Genomic DNA, 17,330 nt, shown 5'->3' with positions numbered 1-17,330 from the left:
ATGAGGCACGCCTCAATGTCGGACCCTTCTGCTTGTTACGTCATCCCTGCCTTTTCCCCATTCGCTCTCCTATATTTTTGTCTTTACAGGGATGAAAAGGCATTGAAATGTCGAGTGTTGATAGCGAAGGAATGTTGATTTCCGAAAGAGTCGAGCATCGTCGGTTTCAAACGATCGAACACGGCGATTTGCGCAGTGTGCGTGCTTTAGTGGTCCACCAGACCGACGCGCCCACGGCGCAGCACACCTTTAATGGCTACCTTGCCAAAGGCAGCGGTGCGCACTTTCTCATCGAAAAAAATGGCGTTATCTACCAGACGGCCAGCCTGAAAAAATGCTGTTATCACGTTGGGCGCTACCTTCGTTCCAAGTGCCTGGCCGTTGATAAGACGACGTGCGATACCCCTCAGATCCAAACTATCCAGGCACTCACCTGGACGTTGCAGATTCGGGCATTGGACAGATATGAGCGTACCAAGGACTATCCTGAGCGATACCCCATGAATGCTGATTCCCTGGGTATCGAACTGGTTGGCAAACATCTGGATGCTGCACGTTATGAGGAGGTGACCGCTATGCAGAATGAGTCCCTGCAGTGGCTCGTGTCTGAGTTGTATGGGCATTTTCGTCTGACACCGGCTGACGTCTACACACACCCGCAAATCTCATATAAGCATCCAGGTGAAGCCAGCAGTGCGGTATGGCAATGAATTTAAGGTCATTGTCTTTCGGCGTGTGTGTATTACTTGCCGGATGTTCGTCCTCCCATGCGGTTATCGAGGACATTCTCATCTCTGGCTTCCATTCCGACGAGCCTGAACGGTGCCGACCCAGTGACGTTGCACTGGATGAGCGACAGGTGTCGTCCTTTTTTAAACGTGCCGAGCCTATCGACGGCCGCACACTGCATGACCAGTTTGATTGGGCGCCTTGTTACCTTGAAGGCACGCTGAAATATCAGGGAAACGCCTGTATTTGGCGGGTTAGGGCAGGCGCTACGGGTGAGGTCGAATGCTCGGCATCCGCGCAATATTTTGGCTGCAAGGACTGCGATGATTTGTTTAAAGCGCTCAAGCAGTAGCGGGGCGTGGGTCAGGCTTTGGCGTGCAACTGTCGGAATTGGACTACCTGTTCGTCAGAAATAGCTGGCTTATCTAATTCCAAGAATCGGCATAGGTTGAAGCTCAAGCGCCGCTCCGTAGCGCCCAACTTTATTGAGTTCCTCACTTCGAGGTATCAGTAATTCAGAATTGTTGGAGACAAAGCCATGTTGCTCTCTTCAGTTCCGCCCGTCGCCGCGTCGCTCATTGCCACGACCGAAAATATTCTGCATATCGCACCGGCCTCGAAGAGTTGGAAGGCGCAGGCGCCCGGTAACGTAGTGTTTCTTCCCCCGACAATAGCCAAGCAGGCCCTGCTCATACAGATCGGACTCCTGCGTCCCTCGACGATTATTCTCGGGGACCAAGCCGTCGATGCAGATGTCATTGAGCAATGGCGTATCTCTCATCCGTTTGGAGACCTTCATTTAATCCGCAGAGGCACAAGCCTGGATAACGTGCGGCTGGATCTATGCGAGTCCAATGGCATTCGAGTGGCCAACACGCTGGGGGTCGACGCCCCGCATGTCGCGGTCTATATCGCACACTGGTTGAAACGGGCCGATGGCTCACTACCGCCCGATATCTGTGTGTTGGGATACGGCAATGTGGGTAAAGAGCTTGTCAAACTGTTACTTGATCGAGATCCGAATGTGCGGGTCAAAGTGTTGGACAGACACGGCCGAGCACCGGGCAATATCGACAGTCGAGTGTCATTTGTTAAGGATTGGTCCGAGGCGCTAAAGGGAGCCTCTGCTGTCGCCCTGTGCTTATCCCTGAATGATGACTTCGCTCATCGTATCGACGGGAATCTCATCCAGCGTATGCACACACTCGCTCGCCTGGTCTGTATCGCCAACCCGGATGTCTTCAGTGATGACGCTTTGCGGACCCTGGCAACCGCTGAACACACCCAGCTTGTATTGGACTCCGATCCCGGGATATTGCATGCATTTCGGATGCGCACAGAAGCGCTCGGTTGCAGTCTCTCCACCTGGTGCAAACCCGCGACGCTGACGACGCAGGCGGCCAGCACCGACGCCTGCCAATGCGACCTTGACTACGCGGTTTCAGTCCAACTGAGCGTCAAGGCCTTGCACTGCATTGTCAGGCGCAAGCGTGCACAATCATTGGTGATCCCCTCCCTGCACGCCTATGCCGATGCGCCACGCGTCTCGATCATCGGTCGAGGTGTCAACGGCTTGTTGCAAGCCATGATGTTCCGGTTGGTAAATTATCGAGTCACCGTATACGGCGCAAATCAGCCCGGCGAGGGAGCCCTTCGCAGGCCTGTGATGACGACTGTCAAACCGCTGCATAACGATTATCTACTGCTCGCGAATCAGTATTTGAATGACGAGTTAAATCGCGTCGGCATCGAGCTGTTTGAAAAGCTCCTGGCGGACAATCCTTCGATTGACGCATCAATTGAAGGTCTGCAATCCAGCCGTTTTAGGGAAGGGGTTTCGGCGTTGTTGCTGCAGTCTGGGGTTCAGTTCCGTCCCCGGCCTCTAAGCCCGGTGCAAATTGCAGAGTTGAGCAAAGAGCAGTTTGTCGTTACTGCGCTGGGGGAAGGCGAACTGGATGGGCTTTCGATAGTGTATTGCGCTGCATACAACCAGATCGTGTCCGAAGCAACCTATTCCGATTGCACAGCACATGGGTTGATTTGGGCCTGCCTGGTCCAGGAAATCATCCAGGCTAGAGCGCCCTCGGGTTCGGCAATGCACTGATAAAAAAACGGGCGCGACATCCGACGTCGCGCCCGCTGAAGAAACCGCTCTAAATCCCGCTGTATCTCAAACCGCGCTGGCTGTTACACCCGCTGGCCGGCGCGACAACAAACTCACCAGCACAAAACTCACCAGCCCTACTGCCAGGCTGTAGTAGATCGGTGTGTTGGCATCCAAGCCATCCTTGATCATGAACACCAGCGCTGTCACAAAGCCCAGGGTCATGGACGTAATCGCCCCCGAGGTGGTCGCGCGTTTCCAGAAGATCGCCCCGATCAGTGGGATCAGCATGCCGCCCACCAACAGGTTGTAGGCCAGGGTCAGGGCGCTGATCACGTCGCTCACCACCAGCGCGATACCCAGCACGGCAATGCCGGTCAGCATCGTGAAGAGGCGGTTGATGCTCAGGCTCGACTGCTTGCCACCGCGCAGGCGCGGCAGCAGGTCTTCGGTCAGCACGGTAGAGGCGGCCAGCAGGCCGGCGCTGGCGGTGGACATCATCGCAGCCAGTGCAGCGGCGATCACCAGGCCACGAATGCCGTCCGGCAGCGACATTTTGACGATGGCCGCAAAGGCGTTGTTGACGTTGTCCAGGTCCGGAATCAGCACATGGGCGGCCATGCCGATCAGTGCACAGGCCAGGCCGTAGAGGATGCAGTAGAAGCCGGCGAACGTGCCTGCGTACTTGGCGACCTTTTCGTCACGGGCGGTGAATACCCGTTGCCAGATGTCCTGGCCGATCAGGATGCCGAAGAAGTAGATCATGAAGTAGGTAATGATCGTGTCCCAGCCGATCGCGGTGAAGCTGAAGCTGGATGCCGGCAGCTTGGCCACCAGTTCATCCCAGCCGCCCACGCGGTAGAGGCAGATCGGCAGCAGGATAAACATCAGGCCGACGGTCTTGATCACGAATTGCACGATGTCGGTCAGGGTCAGCGACCACATGCCGCCGATGGTCGAGTACACCACCACCACGCCACCACCGAGCAGCACCGAGATCCAGAACGGCAGGCCGAACAGCACCTGCAGCACCGTGCCGATAGCCAGGATCGAGGTCACGCCGATCATCAGCGCGTAGGCCAGCATGATCACCGCACTGGCCTGGCGGGCCATGGGGTTGTAGCGTTTTTCCAGGACCTGGGTCACGGTGAAGATCTTCAGCTTCAGCAGCGGCTTGGCCAGGAACAGGTTCAGCGCAATGATGCCCATGCCCAGCGCGGCACACAGCCAGAAGCCGGAGATGCCGTGCACGTAACCCAGGCGCACGGTGCCGACGGTGGACGCCCCGCCCAACACCGTGGCGGCCATGGTGCCCATGTACAGCGACGGGCCCAGGTTGCGGCCAGCCACCAGGTAGTCTTCGTGGGTCTTGGCGCGGCGCATGCCGTAATAGCCGAGCACGAGCATGCCGGCGGCGTAGATGAGTACGACGAATAAATCCAAAGCCATGACGGCGGTTCTCCGATTATTTTTTTAGGCTATTGAGGCGCTTTTTGTGGCGGGGGAGCTTGCTCCCGTGGGGCTGTGCAGCAGCTCCCTGGGGCCATAAACGGCCGCTGGTTCCGGGAACACACGCAGCAAGGTCAGGTACACCACCGAAGCCAGTCCCAGCGTCACCGGCAGGCTGATATCAATCCCGTCGGCCAGGTTGCCCAGCGGCCCGACAAACTGCCCAGGCAGGTTGACGAAGCACAGGCCGACCAGCGCGCTCGGGATCCAGGCCCCCAGCCCGCGCCAGTTCCAGCCATGGCTGAACCAGTAGCGGCCGCCGGTTTCACCGCGGGTGAAGACCTGCAGGTCATCCGGGCAGTAGAAGCCGCGACGCACGATCAGGCCGATGATCATCATCACCATCCAGGGCGTGGTGCAGGTGATGATCAGCACGGCGAAGGTCGACACGCTCTGCACCAGGTTGGCGGCGAAACGTCCGATAAAGATGAAGGCAATCGACATCACGCCGATCAGCAGCGTGGCCTTGACCCGCGACAGCAGGCGCGGGAATACGCTGGACATGTCCAGTCCCGTGCCATACAGCGAGGTGGTGCCGGTGGACATGCCGCCGATCACCGCGATCAGGCACACCGGCAGGAAGAACCAGCTGGGCGCAACCGCCAGCAGGCCGCCGACGTAGTTGTTGGCCGCTATGTAGTCCGGTGCCTTGACCGCCACGATGGTCGCGGTGGCCAGGCCGAACAGGAACGGGATCAGCGTGGCGATCTGTGCGAGGACCACCGCCAGCATGATGCGCATTTTCGGCGTCTCACGCGGGATGTAGCGCGACCAGTCGCCGAGGAATGCACCGAAGGAAATCGGGTTGCTCATGGCTACCAGCGCGGCGCCGATGAAGGCCGCCCAGAACCCGGCCTGGCCCATGGCGACGGTGCCGGCGAAGTGGCTGTCGAAGGCCGGCGCGAAGGCGAAGATCCCCAGCAGGAACAACAGGCTCGCCGCCCACACCGCGATGCGGTTGACCCACAGCATGAAGCGAAAGCCGTAGATGCAGACGGTGAGGACGAGCAGCGCAAACAGCCCGTAGGCCAGGCCCAGGGTCAGGTCAGTTTCAGGCAAGCCCACCAGGCGTTTCGCACCGCCTACCAGCGCATCGCCTGAACTCCACACCGACAGTGAGAAGAAGGCAATTGCGGTCAGCAGCGACAGGAACGAGCCGACAATCCGCCCGTGCACACCAAAGTGCGCACCGGAAGACACGGCGTTGTTGGTGCCATTGATCGGCCCGAACAGGCCCATCGGCGCCAGGATCAGCGCACCCACCAGCACGCCCAGCACGATCGCCCAGACGCCGGCCTGGAACGACAAGCCGAACAACACCGGAAAGGCACCCAGCACGGCGGTGGCAAAGGTATTGGCACCGCCGAAGATCAGTCGAAACAGATCCTTGGGGCCGGCGGTACGCTCGTGGTCCGGGATCTGTTCGACCCCGTTGGTTTCTATTTTGCGAATACTATTTTCGTTGTTTTTATTATTCATGATCTGCTCCGATCACATTGGCTAATGGGGCGGCAGCCCTTCCGGCATAGCGGACAAATGTTCGTGACAGGCCAGCCACAGGCCTTGTTGTTCTGCGCCAGACCCTTGCCGTTTGAAGACAATGGTCTCGCGTTCCTGGCTATGAAATTGCTCCCCGTTCATGCGCAACTCGGTGGCCACGTCATGAATAAATATCGCCACGTCACCCTGCAGGCTGACGAAGGCATTGCTTGAGGTGCAGGACAGCACCTCGAATCCCTCGTCCCGACGCCAGCTGTCCCACAACGCCTGGTAGGCATCGCGACTGAGCAGCGGCTGGGGGAGGGTGTAGAACACAAAGCTGGCATCGTGGGTGAACGCGCCGAAATAGGCCTCGCGGTCATTGCGCGCGAAGGCCGCCACCAGATCGGCGGCGGCACGCAGCACCTCGGCTTGCGCGCTCATCAGCGGTGCGCCACGCCGGGCAGTACGCAGAGCATCTCGTACAGCAGGTTGGCGCCCAGCAACGAGGTGTTGCCGGTGGTGTCGTAGGGCGGCGAAACTTCTACCAGATCGCAACCAATCAGGTCGAGGCCCTGGCAGCCACGGATGATCTCGATGGCCTGGATGGTGGTCAGCCCGCCGATTTCCGGGGTGCCGGTGCCGGGCGCCCAGGCCGGGTCGATGCCATCGATATCGAAGCTCAGGTACACCGGGCCGCCGCCGACTTTCTCACGCACTTCGGCCATCAATGGCGCGAGAGAGTGGTGCCAGCATTCTTCGGCCTGGACCACACGGAAGCCCTGTTTGCGGCTCCAGTTGAAGTCTTCGGCGGTGTAGCCCTGGGCACGCAGGCCGATCTGCACCACGCGGTCGCAATCGAGCAGGCCTTCTTCCACGGCGCGGCGGAACGTGGTGCCGTGGGCGATTTTCTCGCCGAACATATGGTCGTTGACGTCGGCGTGGGCGTCGATATGCACCAACCCGACCTTGCCGTGTTTCTTGTGGATCGCCCGCAGGATCGGCAGGGTGATGGTGTGGTCGCCGCCCAGCGTCAGCGGGATCACGTCGTGCTCGAGGATCTCATCGTAGGCTTCTTCGATGATGCGCACGGCGTCGAGCAGGTTGAAGGTGTTGATCGCCACATCACCGATATCCGCCACCGACAGCGAGTCGAACGGTGCGGCGCCGGTGGCCATGTTGTACGGGCGGATCATCACGGACTCGGCGCGAATTTCACGCGGCCCGAAGCGGGTGCCGGCGCGCAGCGAGGTGCCGATGTCCAGGGGCACGCCAACGAAGGCGGCATCCAGGCCCTTGGCCGTTTGCAGGTGGGGAAGACGCATCATGGTGGCGATGCCGGCGAAGCGCGGCATTTCGTTGCCGCCCAGTGGTTGGTGGAAAATCTTGTCCACGGGATTGCCTCATCGTTGTTTTGTTTATTAGAGGCCGATTCTGCGAAAAGCCCGGGACGGGAAGAATCGGCAGGGGCAAATACTTAGTTCAGATTTTTCTAAACTAATGCCAGCAGGTAGACTGTGATGAGCAGGTTCTCTGTGATGAGCGGGGGTTCTGTGGAGCAGGCTTTCTGTGGTGATCAGGTTTTCTGTGGTGATCAGGCTTGTTGTGGTGAGCAGGCTTGCCCTGCGTTGGGGTGCGAAGCAGCCCCCAGAACACACTGCGGTTTTCCAGAAGTAATGAGTCGTCAGGTTTCGGGGCCGCTGCGCGGCCCAACGCAGGGCAAGCCTGCTCGCCACAACAAGCCTGTGCAACACAGCAAGCTTCTGTAACCAGCAGGCTTGTGCAACACAGCAAGCCTCTGTAACCAGCAGGCTTGTGCAGCACAACAAGCCTCTGCAACCAGCAGGCTTGTGCAACACAAACAAGCCTGTGCACCAAAACTAGCCCGCTTGCCACGAGACACCTGGAGACCCGATGGCCAACGCCTTGCCCGACCTGAAACTCCTGCGCATCTTTGTCAGCGTCGTGCGCCACCAGGGGTTTGCCAACGCGCAGCACGAACTCAACCTGTCCACCTCGGCCATCTCGACCTATATGAGCCAGTTGGAAAGCGCACTGGGCCTGGTGCTGTGCCATCGCGGCCGGGGCGGGTTCAGCCTGACCAGCAAGGGCGAGTTGTTTCATCAGGAAACCTTGCGTCTATTGGGCGAGCTGGAAGGCTTCGAGCAATACGCCGCCGCGCTCAAGGGCGAGCTGCGCGGTACGCTCAAGCTGGGCGTGCTCGACTCCACCGTCAGCGACAAGGCCTTGCCGTTCGCCGAAGTGATCGGCGCCTACAGCCTCGAGCACCCGGCGGTGCACCTGCACCTGTCGGTGATGAGCCCGTACGAACTGCAACTCGGCGTGCAGGACAACCGCCTGGACCTGGCCATCGGCGCCTTTTCCAACCGCATGAGCGGGCTGATCTACATGCCGCTGTACCGTGAGCAGCACTGGTTGTATTGCAGTACCCGGCATCCGCTGTTCAACGAGCGACGCATCCCCGAACAGGTGATCACCCAGCAACGCATGGTCGGACGCGGCTACTGGAGCCAGGCCGAGCTGGCGCGCCATGGCTTCAAGCACAGCGCGGCGACCGTGGAAAGTATGGAGGCGCAACTGATCCTGGTGCTGTCCGGTGCCTACATCGGCTACCTGCCCGAGCACTACGCCCAGGCCTGGGCCGACAAGGGCGACCTGCGCGTCCTGTTGCCGGCCACCTTCGGCTACCAGGCGCCGTTCTCGATGATCATGCGCCGCGGTCGCAGCCGTGAACCGCTGATCCAGACTTTCCGCGATCTGCTCAAAGCTCAGCTCAACCAGGCCTGATAATCATGTCCAGACCCCAATGCCCCCGCTGCCTGAGGCCCGCCACTCACTGCCTGTGCGCGCTGATCCCGAGCCTCGACAGCCGCACGCGGGTGTTGCTGCTGCAGCATCCGAGTGAGGTCAACCATGCGCTGAACACTGCGCGACTGGCGGCGTTGGGGTTGAACAACGCGCAGTTGGTCGTGGGTGAGGTATTCGACGACCTGTCGACATTATTGAACCCGCCCGGCTATCAGGCGCGGCTGTTGTTTCCGGCTGACGATGCCCAGCCGTTGCACGCCTACGCGTCTGGGGATCAACCGCTGTTGCTGGTAGTTCCCGACGGCACGTGGCGCAAGGCGCGCAAGCTGCTGCACCTCAATCCGTTGCTGGCGGCGTTGCCACGGGTGACGCTGGCCGAAGGCGCGGTTTCCCGCTACCGATTGCGCAAGGCGCCGGGGCCGGGTGCGCTGTCGACGGTCGAGGCGATCGTGCAGGCGTTACAGGTGCTGGAGGCGCCAACTTCCTTCGAACCGTTGCTCAAACCTTTTGAAGCGTTGATCGAGGGGCAGATTGCGGCGATGGGGGAGGAGGTGTTTCGCAAGAATCATGGCGACGGACAGGGCGGGTAGGCTATTGACCGGGGGGGCGGCCATCGCCGGCAAGCCCGCACATTTCCTGTAGGCGCGCGTCCACACAGTGCGTGCTTATTCCTTTACGCCATAAGCACCGCACTTTGCGTGATATGGCCCGCCAGCCTTTCCCGGTATGATGTTCGCCCCCGCAGTCTGGATTGCGAATACGCCATGACCTTGCAGTACCCTACAATCGCCGATTGCGTCGGCAACACGCCCCTGGTCCGCTTGCAACGCATGGCGGGTGAAACCAGCAATACCCTGTTGCTCAAGCTCGAAGGCAACAACCCGGCCGGGTCGGTAAAAGACCGCCCGGCGCTGTCGATGATCACCCGCGCCGAGTTGCGTGGGCAGATCCAGCCCGGCGACACCCTGATCGAAGCCACTTCCGGCAACACCGGGATCGCCTTGGCCATGGCCGCTGCGATCAAGGGCTACAAGATGGTCCTGATCATGCCCGACAACGGCAGCGCGGAGCGCAAGGCAGCGATGACCGCCTATGGCGCCGAGCTGATTCTGGTCACCCAGGAAGAAGGCATGGAAGGCGCGCGTGACCTCGCCGAGCGCATGGCCGCCGAAGGCCGTGGCCTGGTGCTGGACCAGTTTGCCAACGGCGATAACCCCGAGGCGCACTACACCTCCACCGGTCCGGAAATCTGGCGCCAGACCCAGGGCACCATCACCCATTTCGTCAGTTCGATGGGCACCACCGGCACCATCATGGGCAATTCGCGCTACCTCAAGGAGCAGAACCCCGACATCCAGATCATCGGCCTGCAACCGATGGAAGGCTCGGCCATCCCCGGCATCCGCCGCTGGCCCGAAGAGTACCTGCCGAAGATCTACAACTCGACGCGCGTGGATCGCATCATCGACATGGCCCAGCGTGAAGCCGAAGACACCACCCGCCGCCTGGCGCGTGAAGAAGGCATCTTCTGCGGCGTGTCCTCCGGTGGCGCGGTGGCGGGCATGTTGCGCCTGTCCCGGGAAGTGGAAAACGCGGTGATCGTCGCGATCATCTGTGACCGAGGCGACCGCTACCTGTCGACCGGCATCTTCGACGCGCCCAACTGATGGCCAAGCACGAGAGAGGCCTGCGCTTCCAACCGACGGGCGGCAGCCGGGCCCCACAGATTCCCGTGGGCAAGAAACAGCGCCTGACCATCGAGCGCCTGGCCAACGATGGCCGTGGCATCGTGTTCTTTGAAGGTCGCACCTGGTTCGTCAACGGCGCGCTCGCCGGCGAAGAGGTTGAAGCGCGGGTGTTGGGCGCCCATGGCAAAGTGGTCGAGGCGCGCACCGAAAGGGTCTTCAAGGCCAGCGAACTGCGCCGCCCGGCGCCATGCGCGCACTTTGGCCGCTGCGGCGGCTGCAGCGTGCAGCACTTGCCCCATGACGAACAACTTGCCCTGAAACAGCGCATGCTCGCCGAGCAGCTGTCCCGCGTGGCGGCGGTCGAACCGCTGGAGTGGGCAGCCCCGTTGAGCGGGCCGGAATTCGGCTACCGGCGCCGCGCCCGCGTGGCTGTGCGCTGGGATGCCAAGGCGAAAAAACTCGAAGTGGGTTTTCGCGCCGTGGCCAGCCAGGACATCATTGCCATCGATGATTGCCCGGTGCTGGTACAGGCCTTGCAACCGATCATGCAGCGCCTGCCCAACATGCTGCGCCGCCTGAGCAAGCCGCAGGCGCTGGGCCATGTGGAGCTGTTCAGTGGCTCGTCCGTCGCCGTGCTGCTGCGGCATATGGCGCCGTTGTCGGATGCGGATCTGCTGATCCTGAAAGAATTCTGCGCGTTCCATGAAGCCCAATTGTGGCTGCATGGCGAGGGCCAGCCGGAACCCGTCGAGGCTGATCTGCCACTAGGTTTTCGACTCGACGCATGGGACTTGGAGCTGGCGTACCGGCCAGGGGATTTTGTCCAGGTCAACGCCGGCGTCAACGAGGCGATGGTCGCCCAGGCCCTGGAATGGCTGGCGCCACAACCCGACGAGCGGGTGCTGGATCTGTTTTGCGGCCTGGGCAACTTCGCCCTGCCACTGGCGCGCCAGGTGCGTGAAGTGGTGGCGGTGGAAGGCGTGCAGACCATGGTGGACCGCGCGGCACTCAACGCCGTCAGCAACAATTTGCATAATGTGCAGTTTTTTCAGGCCGATTTGTCCCAGCCTTTGACTGACGCGGAATGGGCCAAACAGGGCTTTTCTGCGGTACTCTTGGACCCACCCCGTGACGGTGCCCTGGAGGTTGTGCGCAAGCTCGCCACCCTTGGGGCCAAGCGCCTGGTGTATGTGTCCTGCAACCCGGCCACGCTGGCGCGGGACACGGTTGAGTTGGTCAAGCAAGGCTACCGGCTAAAACGTGCCGGGATCCTCGACATGTTTCCGCAAACAGCGCATGTCGAGGCCATGGCGTTATTTGAAGCGGGCTAGGATGCCCGTTTAATCCGACTGGCCTGCATTCTCCAAGGCCTGTGATCTGCCAGGGAGTCTGCAGTAAAAGGTCGGCGATGATATTGGCGCACCGAAGGTGCGTCGTAGGGAAGGTAAGCAAGATGGTACAGGTGAGAGCACACCAGCCGATCAACACCGACGGCAGTATCAATCTCGAGGCATGGCTGGATCATGCCATCAGTGTCGACCCGGCACTGGACCGTGAAGCCTTGAAAGCAGCCTGCGAGTTCGCTCGTGAGTCTGAACAGCAAGACAATGCGGCCAAGAACCTGTGGGCCGAAGGCACTTCAAGCTTTCGCACCGGGTTGGAAATCGCCGAGATCCTCGCCGATCTCAAGCTGGACCAGGATTCGCTGATCGCCGCCGTGCTCTATCGCGGCGTGCGTGAAGGGCACATTCCGTTGCCGACGGTCAGCCAGCGCTTCGGCGCGGTGGTGGCCAAACTGATCGACGGCGTGCTGCGCATGGCTGCCATCAGTGCCAGCCTGAGCCCGCGCCAGTCGATGGTGCTGGGCACCCAGGGCCAGGTCGAAAACCTGCGCAAGATGCTGGTGGCGATGGTCGACGACGTGCGCGTCGCCCTGATCAAGCTGGCCGAACGCACCTGCGCGATCCGTGCGGTAAAGACCGCTGACGACGAAAAGCGCAACCGCGTGGCCCGCGAGGTGTTCGACATCTACGCGCCACTGGCGCACCGCCTGGGCATCGGCCATATCAAGTGGGAGCTGGAGGACCTGTCCTTCCGCTACCTCGAACCCGATCAATACAAACAGATCGCCACCCTGCTGCACGAGCGGCGCCTCGACCGTGAGCGCTTCATCACCGACGTGATGGGCCAGCTGCGTTCCGAGCTGCAGGCCACCGGTGTGGATGCCGACATCAGCGGCCGCGCCAAACACATCTATTCCATCTGGCGCAAAATGCAGCGCAAGGGCCTGGCCTTCAGCCAGATCTACGACGTGCGTGCGGTGCGCGTGCTGGTGCCGGAAATGCGCGATTGCTACACCGCGCTCGGCATCGTCCACACCCTGTGGCGGCACATTCCCAAGGAATTCGACGACTACATCGCCAACCCCAAGGAAAACGGCTATCGCTCGCTGCACACGGCGGTGATCGGCCCCGAGGGCAAGGTGCTGGAAGTGCAGATCCGCACCCACGCCATGCACGAAGAGGCGGAGCTGGGGGTGTGCGCGCACTGGCGCTACAAGGGCACTGATGTCAAGGCCGGGTCCAACCAGTACGAAGAGAAAATCTCCTGGCTGCGCCAGGTGCTGGAATGGCATGAAGAGCTTGGCGACATCGGTGGCCTGGCGGAACAGCTGCGGGTGGATATCGAGCCGGACCGGGTCTACATCTTTACCCCCGACGGCCACGCCATCGACCTGCCCAAGGGCGCCACGCCGCTGGACTTTGCGTACCGCGTACACACCGAGATCGGCCACAACTGCCGTGGCGCCAAGATCAACGGGCGTATCGTGCCGCTCAACTACAGCCTGCAGACCGGCGAACAGGTCGAGATCATCACCAGCAAGCATGGCACGCCGAGCCGCGACTGGTTGAACCCGAACCTGGGCTACATCACCACGTCGCGGGCGCGGGCGAAGATTGTCCACTGGTTCAAGCTGCAGGCGCGCGACCAGAACGTCGCCGCCGGCAAGACCCTGCTCGAACGCGAACTGGCGCGCCTGGGCCTGCCGCAGGTGGACTTCGACAAGTTGGCCGAAAAAGCCAACATGAAGATCGCCGAAGACATGTTCGCCGCCCTCGGTGCCGGCGACCTGCGCCTGGCGCAGCTGGTCAACCTGGCCCAGCAACTTGTCGAGCCGGAACGCGGCAACGAGCAGTTGGAGCTGATCCCGCGCAAGGCCACGGGCTACAAGCCGGGCAAGCGCGGCGATATCCAGATCCAGGGCGTGGGCAACCTGCTGACCCAGATGGCCGGCTGCTGCCAGCCTCTGCCGGGCGATGCCATTGTCGGCTACATCACCCAGGGCCGTGGCGTGAGCATTCACCGTCAGGACTGCGCCTCGGTGCTGCAGTTGGGCGGGCGCGAGCCGGAGCGGATCATCCAGGTCAGCTGGGGCCCGGTGCCGGTGCTCACCTACCCGGTGGACATCGTCATCCGCGCCTACGATCGGTCCGGCCTGCTGCGTGACGTCTCGCAAGTGCTGCTCAACGAGCGGATCAACGTATTGGCGGTCAACACCCGCTCGAATAAAGAGGACAACACCGCGTTGATGTCCCTGACCATCGAGATCCCGGGACTGGATGCGCTGGGGCGGTTGCTGGGGCGGATTTCCCAGTTGCCGAACATCATTGAAACCCGGCGTAATCGCACCCCGTAATGCGGTCTGAAAATGTGGGAGGGCTGCTTTCTGTGGGAGCCGGGCTTGCCCGCGATGCAGGCGACTCGGTCTGTCTGACAGACCGAGTGGAGGCCATCGCAGGCAAGCCAGCTCCCACAGTAGATTTTCAGCGGTTCCAGACAATGGGCAGAGATTGACTGATGTATTCACTTGAAGACCTGCTGCACCTCATGAAGCGCCTGCGGGACCCGCAATACGGCTGCCCGTGGGACCTCAAGCAAACCTACGCGACCATCGTCCCGCACACCCTGGAAGAAGCCTACGAAGTCGCCGACGCCATCGAGCGCGGGGATTTCGATCACCTGCAGGGCGAGCTGGGCGACCTGTTGTTCCAGGTGGTGTATTACAGCCAGCTGGCGCGCGAAGAAGGGCGCTTCGAATTTGCCGGGGTGATCGACAGCATCACCCGCAAGTTGATCCGTCGCCATCCGCATGTGTTCCCGACCGGTGATTTGTACGCGCCGCTGGATATTCCGCAGTTAAGCGAGGAGCAGGTCAAGGCGCGCTGGGAGCAGATCAAGGCCGAGGAGCGCGCGGAAAAATCCGACGCACCGGAGCAGCTCTCGCTGCTGGACGATGTGCCGACCGCGTTGCCATCGTTGTCGCGTGCCGCCAAATTGCAGAAGCGCGCCAGCCAGGTCGGGTTCGATTGGCCATCGGCCTTGCCGGTGGTCGACAACGTGCGCGAAGAGCTGGATGAAGTGCTCGAAGCCATGGCCGATAACGACCCGGTGGCCATCGCCGACGAGGTCGGTGACCTGCTGTTTGCGGCAGTCAACCTGGCCCGTCATCTCAAGGTCGACCCCGAAACCGCGCTGCGTGGCGCCAACGCCAAGTTCGAACGCCGTTTCCGATTTATCGAACAGGCATTGCGCGACACGCACCAACCCATAGAAGATTGCACCCTCGAAGAGTTGGACGCCCTGTGGGGCGAAGCCAAACGTCAGGAAAAGAATGTGTCCAGCTGCGGTTGAGCAGTTGCCTAAGTGAGTAAGCACCATGAGCCTTTCCCTTCGCGACCAGTTGCTCAAAGCAGGTCTGGTCAACCAAAAGCAGGCCAAGCAGGTCGGCAAAGAGAAACAGAAACAGCAGCGCCTGGTCCACAAGGGCCAGATCGAGGCCGATGATACCCAGGCTCGCCTGGCTGCCGAGGCGCAGGCCGAGAAGGTCAAGCGCGACCAGGAGTTGAATCGCCAGCAGCAGGAAAAAGCCGAGGCCAAGGCCCGCACGGCCCAGGTCAAGCAACTGATCGAGACCTCGCGCCTGCCCAAGCTGACCACCGAGGACTACTACAACTTCGTGGATGACAAGAAGGTCAAGCGCCTGTCGGTCAACACATTGATGCGCAACAAGCTGAGCAACGGCTCCCTGGCCATCGTGCACCACGGCGGTGGCTACGAGGTGATCCCGCGCGAGGCCGCCCTGAAGATCCAGGAACGCGCCCCGGAACGTATCGTGCAGCTCAACATCCTCACCGAAAGCCAGGTGCCGGACGAGGATGATCCGTACGCCGCGTACCAGATCCCTGACGATCTGATGTGGTAAGGCGTCAAAGCATTGCAATGACCCGATTGTGAGGAGCTGCAGCGTCGCCGTGGCACACAGGCTTGTGAGAATGGCAGGTGTGTCGTGGCAAGCAGGCTTGTGTGGATGGCAGGTGTGTCGTGGCAAGCAGACTTGTCAGGGTGACAGGCGTGTCGTGGCAAGCAGGCTTGTGAGGATGGCAGGTGTGTCGTGGCAAGCAGACTTGTCAGGGTGACAGGTGTGTCGTGGCAAGCAGGCTTTTGAGGATGGCTGGCGTGTCGTGGCAAGCAGGCTTGTGAGGATGACAGGTGTGTCGTGGCAAGCAGGCTTGTGAGGATGACAGGAGTGTCGTGGCAAGCAGGCTCGTCAGAGTGACAGGTGTGTTGTGGCGAGCAGGCTTGCCCTGCGTTGGGGTGCGAAGCGCCCCCAAAAAAAACCAAGCCAACAAAACACAAACCCCGCTCAAAAGGCGGGGTTTTTGTTTATCGGCACCCCAGCTGCGTGGGGCTGGGATGCCTACAGGATTTCAGCGTCTCAGGAGCCTTGCGCCTGGTTTCTCATTTCAAGGGCTTCAAGCTCGTTTTTATAATTATGAGCGTCGCTCTCATTGTGAAACATGCCGACCAACATATCTTGTTGGTGTACATCCCAGATGTGAATCCCATGGCCCAGTGCTTCGTGGGACATATGTTCGTCGTCGCGTTCAGTTACTTTTACAGTCATCTGCTTGCTCCAATCTCTGGTGGATCTGCGGCAAGTCGTCGCAGGCCTTTGTTATATGTTTTGTTAGCTTGCTAAGTAAACCGATTTTGCACGCAACAAATCATTGCGCAAAACGCAACAGTGCTGCAGGCCGCGAAAACCGCGACATTGCGCCGCAGGGTGCTGAGTTATATGACAAAAGTTTCATGTTCGAGTAAGTCTTTTTAGCCCTGTATTGGGCCTGTCGGCGATGGCGTTCTACAAGCCGCCACACATCCAAGGCGAAAAAAAGCCCCGCATTCGCGAGGCTCTTTATTCCATCTACCGATCAGCTACCTTTGACAGCCTTGCCGTCCACGGTACCGTCCTGCAGCATGATGTTGTATTCCTTGCCGTCGGTCTCGACCTGGCGCAGGGCAACGAGGATGCCGCCCTGGTCCTTGGCAAACCACATCTGGGTGATGCGCTTGCTCTGAGTCGGGTCACGCACGCGCTCGACCTTGATCGCGTCGATGGAGCCGACCTTGGTCTGGACCTTTTCCGGGCCGATCACGCGGAAGTCGTAGGTGTCGACGTCAGTGCCTTCCACCACGTTGTAGCTCATGCTCTTCTTGCCCGCTGCCACGTCGCGCTGCAGCGCCAACTGGTAGGTGGACTTGTCGAGCATGCCGCTTTGCAAGGGCACATTGACCGGGTCCTTGTTCTCGAAACCGGTGACTTTCTTGGCCGCCTGGTCGAAGTCCAGGTTGATCTTCTTGGCCTTGCCCAGGCCGCCGCGCTCGAAGGTGTAGCTCTTCGGTTGCAGGGCATCCTTGTCAAACTGGATCACGCTGGTTTCGGTCAGGCTGGCGATCATCATGGAAGCCTTGAAATTCAAGGTCCAGGTGCCGTCGCCGTTCTTGGTCAGGCTGCGCTCAGCCGATCCACTCATGGGCAACTGTTTCCAGTCGGCGGTGTAGCTCGCGGAGAAAGGGTGAAGGTCTGCTGCTTGCACGGCAGGCAAGGCGAACAGCGCAAAAGCGAAGAGCAAGGCGCGACGCATAAAATC

The 17,330-nt window shown here is 60.7% G+C and carries 16 protein-coding genes; 10 read left to right on the top strand and 6 right to left on the bottom strand.

Annotation, left to right across the window (positions count from 1 at the left end):
- Nucleotides 1-107 precede the first annotated feature (107 nt).
- The 3 genes from AC07SI_RS18540 (at nt 108) to AC07SI_RS18530 (ending at nt 2,833) form a co-directional block, all read left to right on the top strand.
- Entirely contained in the window at nt 108-710 is a 603-nt protein-coding gene (locus AC07SI_RS18540) for a peptidoglycan recognition protein family protein (protein ID WP_495006235.1), read from the top strand.
- On the top strand, nt 701-1,081 hold the full coding sequence (locus AC07SI_RS18535; RefSeq protein WP_495006234.1) for a hypothetical protein: 381 nt from the start codon (nt 701-703) through the stop codon (nt 1,079-1,081). Before AC07SI_RS18540 ends, AC07SI_RS18535 begins: the two co-directional genes overlap by 10 nt.
- A gap of 186 nt (nt 1,082-1,267) precedes the next feature.
- Nucleotides 1,268-2,833 (top strand): NAD(P)-dependent oxidoreductase, encoded by a 1,566-nt coding sequence (locus AC07SI_RS18530; RefSeq protein ID WP_495006233.1) that lies wholly within the window; start codon nt 1,268-1,270, stop codon nt 2,831-2,833.
- A 66-nt stretch (nt 2,834-2,899) separates the two neighbouring features.
- Here AC07SI_RS18530 and AC07SI_RS18525 read toward each other — a convergent pair whose 3' ends face one another.
- The 4 genes from AC07SI_RS18525 to speB are packed head-to-tail and all read right to left on the bottom strand — an operon-like array spanning nt 2,900 to nt 7,215.
- Nucleotides 2,900-4,282 carry a sodium:solute symporter family protein gene (locus tag AC07SI_RS18525; RefSeq protein ID WP_106803006.1) on the bottom strand — a complete coding sequence of 461 codons (1,383 nt, stop codon included), beginning with the start codon at nt 4,280-4,282 and terminating at the stop codon, nt 2,900-2,902.
- Between the two features lie 24 nt (nt 4,283-4,306).
- Nucleotides 4,307-5,821, bottom strand: a complete 1,515-nt coding sequence (locus AC07SI_RS18520) for a purine-cytosine permease family protein (RefSeq protein WP_106803007.1) — start codon at nt 5,819-5,821, stop codon at nt 4,307-4,309.
- Between the two features lie 21 nt (nt 5,822-5,842).
- On the bottom strand, nt 5,843-6,265 hold the full coding sequence (locus tag AC07SI_RS18515; RefSeq protein ID WP_120449387.1) for a YybH family protein: 423 nt from the start codon (nt 6,263-6,265) through the stop codon (nt 5,843-5,845).
- The gene (gene speB / locus AC07SI_RS18510) at nt 6,265-7,215 is read right to left on the bottom strand and encodes an agmatinase (protein WP_065909690.1); all 951 of its coding nucleotides are present in this window, start codon (nt 7,213-7,215) and stop codon (nt 6,265-6,267) included. The genes AC07SI_RS18515 and speB overlap by 1 nt, the downstream gene beginning before the upstream one ends.
- 520 nt (nt 7,216-7,735) lie before the next feature.
- Between speB and AC07SI_RS18505 the strand changes: the two genes are divergently transcribed.
- The 7 genes from AC07SI_RS18505 to AC07SI_RS18475 all read left to right on the top strand — a co-directional run bounded on the left by AC07SI_RS18505 (nt 7,736) and on the right by AC07SI_RS18475 (nt 15,601).
- On the top strand, nt 7,736-8,629 hold the full coding sequence (locus AC07SI_RS18505; RefSeq protein WP_017134867.1) for a LysR family transcriptional regulator: 894 nt from the start codon (nt 7,736-7,738) through the stop codon (nt 8,627-8,629).
- 5 nt (nt 8,630-8,634) lie between these two features.
- A complete protein-coding gene (locus AC07SI_RS18500; protein WP_495006232.1) occupies nt 8,635-9,240 on the top strand; it encodes a tRNA-uridine aminocarboxypropyltransferase in 606 nt (201 codons plus the stop codon).
- A gap of 174 nt (nt 9,241-9,414) precedes the next feature.
- Complete coding sequence (gene cysM, locus AC07SI_RS18495) at nt 9,415-10,317, top strand: cysteine synthase CysM (RefSeq protein WP_065909693.1); 903 nt, start codon at nt 9,415-9,417, stop codon at nt 10,315-10,317.
- The gene (rlmD, locus tag AC07SI_RS18490) at nt 10,317-11,669 is read left to right on the top strand and encodes a 23S rRNA (uracil(1939)-C(5))-methyltransferase RlmD (RefSeq protein WP_495006231.1); all 1,353 of its coding nucleotides are present in this window, start codon (nt 10,317-10,319) and stop codon (nt 11,667-11,669) included. Before cysM ends, rlmD begins: the two co-directional genes overlap by 1 nt.
- Nucleotides 11,670-11,791: 122 nt before the next feature.
- The gene (gene relA / locus AC07SI_RS18485; RefSeq protein ID WP_065909697.1) at nt 11,792-14,035 is read left to right on the top strand and encodes a GTP diphosphokinase; all 2,244 of its coding nucleotides are present in this window, start codon (nt 11,792-11,794) and stop codon (nt 14,033-14,035) included.
- A gap of 161 nt (nt 14,036-14,196) precedes the next feature.
- On the top strand, nt 14,197-15,030 hold the full coding sequence (gene mazG, locus AC07SI_RS18480) for a nucleoside triphosphate pyrophosphohydrolase (RefSeq protein WP_065909700.1): 834 nt from the start codon (nt 14,197-14,199) through the stop codon (nt 15,028-15,030).
- 25 nt (nt 15,031-15,055) lie between these two features.
- Nucleotides 15,056-15,601 (top strand): DUF2058 domain-containing protein, encoded by a 546-nt coding sequence (locus tag AC07SI_RS18475; protein WP_010208656.1) that lies wholly within the window; start codon nt 15,056-15,058, stop codon nt 15,599-15,601.
- 513 nt (nt 15,602-16,114) lie between these two features.
- On the opposite strand, the gene AC07SI_RS18470 is transcribed toward AC07SI_RS18475, so the two are convergent.
- Entirely contained in the window at nt 16,115-16,303 is a 189-nt protein-coding gene (locus AC07SI_RS18470) for a hypothetical protein (RefSeq protein ID WP_495006230.1), read from the bottom strand.
- Nucleotides 16,304-16,610: 307 nt separating this feature from the next.
- Complete coding sequence (locus AC07SI_RS18465; RefSeq protein ID WP_065909705.1) at nt 16,611-17,324, bottom strand: DUF3108 domain-containing protein; 714 nt, start codon at nt 17,322-17,324, stop codon at nt 16,611-16,613.
- Between the last annotated feature and the right edge of the window lie 6 nt (nt 17,325-17,330).

It is taken from the genome of Pseudomonas sp. GW821-FHT05D12 (assembly GCF_059419825.1).
This window is presented reverse-complemented; position numbering and strand designations above follow the sequence as displayed.

What these genes read in the sequence shown, in the direction of transcription:
- AC07SI_RS18540 (WP_495006235.1), top strand. Translation starts at nt 108, where the DNA reads ATGTCGAGTGTTGATAGCGAAGGAATGTTGATTTCCGAAAGAGTCGAG.
- AC07SI_RS18535 (WP_495006234.1), top strand. Translation starts at nt 701, where the DNA reads ATGGCAATGAATTTAAGGTCATTGTCTTTCGGCGTGTGTGTATTACTT.
- AC07SI_RS18530 (WP_495006233.1), top strand. Translation starts at nt 1,268, where the DNA reads ATGTTGCTCTCTTCAGTTCCGCCCGTCGCCGCGTCGCTCATTGCCACG.
- AC07SI_RS18525 (WP_106803006.1), bottom strand. Translation starts at nt 4,282, where the DNA reads ATGGCTTTGGATTTATTCGTCGTACTCATCTACGCCGCCGGCATGCTC.
- AC07SI_RS18520 (WP_106803007.1), bottom strand. Translation starts at nt 5,821, where the DNA reads ATGAATAATAAAAACAACGAAAATAGTATTCGCAAAATAGAAACCAAC.
- AC07SI_RS18515 (WP_120449387.1), bottom strand. Translation starts at nt 6,265, where the DNA reads ATGAGCGCGCAAGCCGAGGTGCTGCGTGCCGCCGCCGATCTGGTGGCG.
- AC07SI_RS18505 (WP_017134867.1), top strand. Translation starts at nt 7,736, where the DNA reads ATGGCCAACGCCTTGCCCGACCTGAAACTCCTGCGCATCTTTGTCAGC.
- AC07SI_RS18500 (WP_495006232.1), top strand. Translation starts at nt 8,635, where the DNA reads ATGTCCAGACCCCAATGCCCCCGCTGCCTGAGGCCCGCCACTCACTGC.
- cysM (WP_065909693.1), top strand. Translation starts at nt 9,415, where the DNA reads ATGACCTTGCAGTACCCTACAATCGCCGATTGCGTCGGCAACACGCCC.
- rlmD (WP_495006231.1), top strand. Translation starts at nt 10,317, where the DNA reads ATGGCCAAGCACGAGAGAGGCCTGCGCTTCCAACCGACGGGCGGCAGC.
- relA (WP_065909697.1), top strand. Translation starts at nt 11,792, where the DNA reads ATGGTACAGGTGAGAGCACACCAGCCGATCAACACCGACGGCAGTATC.
- mazG (WP_065909700.1), top strand. Translation starts at nt 14,197, where the DNA reads ATGTATTCACTTGAAGACCTGCTGCACCTCATGAAGCGCCTGCGGGAC.
- AC07SI_RS18475 (WP_010208656.1), top strand. Translation starts at nt 15,056, where the DNA reads ATGAGCCTTTCCCTTCGCGACCAGTTGCTCAAAGCAGGTCTGGTCAAC.
- AC07SI_RS18470 (WP_495006230.1), bottom strand. Translation starts at nt 16,303, where the DNA reads ATGACTGTAAAAGTAACTGAACGCGACGACGAACATATGTCCCACGAA.
- AC07SI_RS18465 (WP_065909705.1), bottom strand. Translation starts at nt 17,324, where the DNA reads ATGCGTCGCGCCTTGCTCTTCGCTTTTGCGCTGTTCGCCTTGCCTGCC.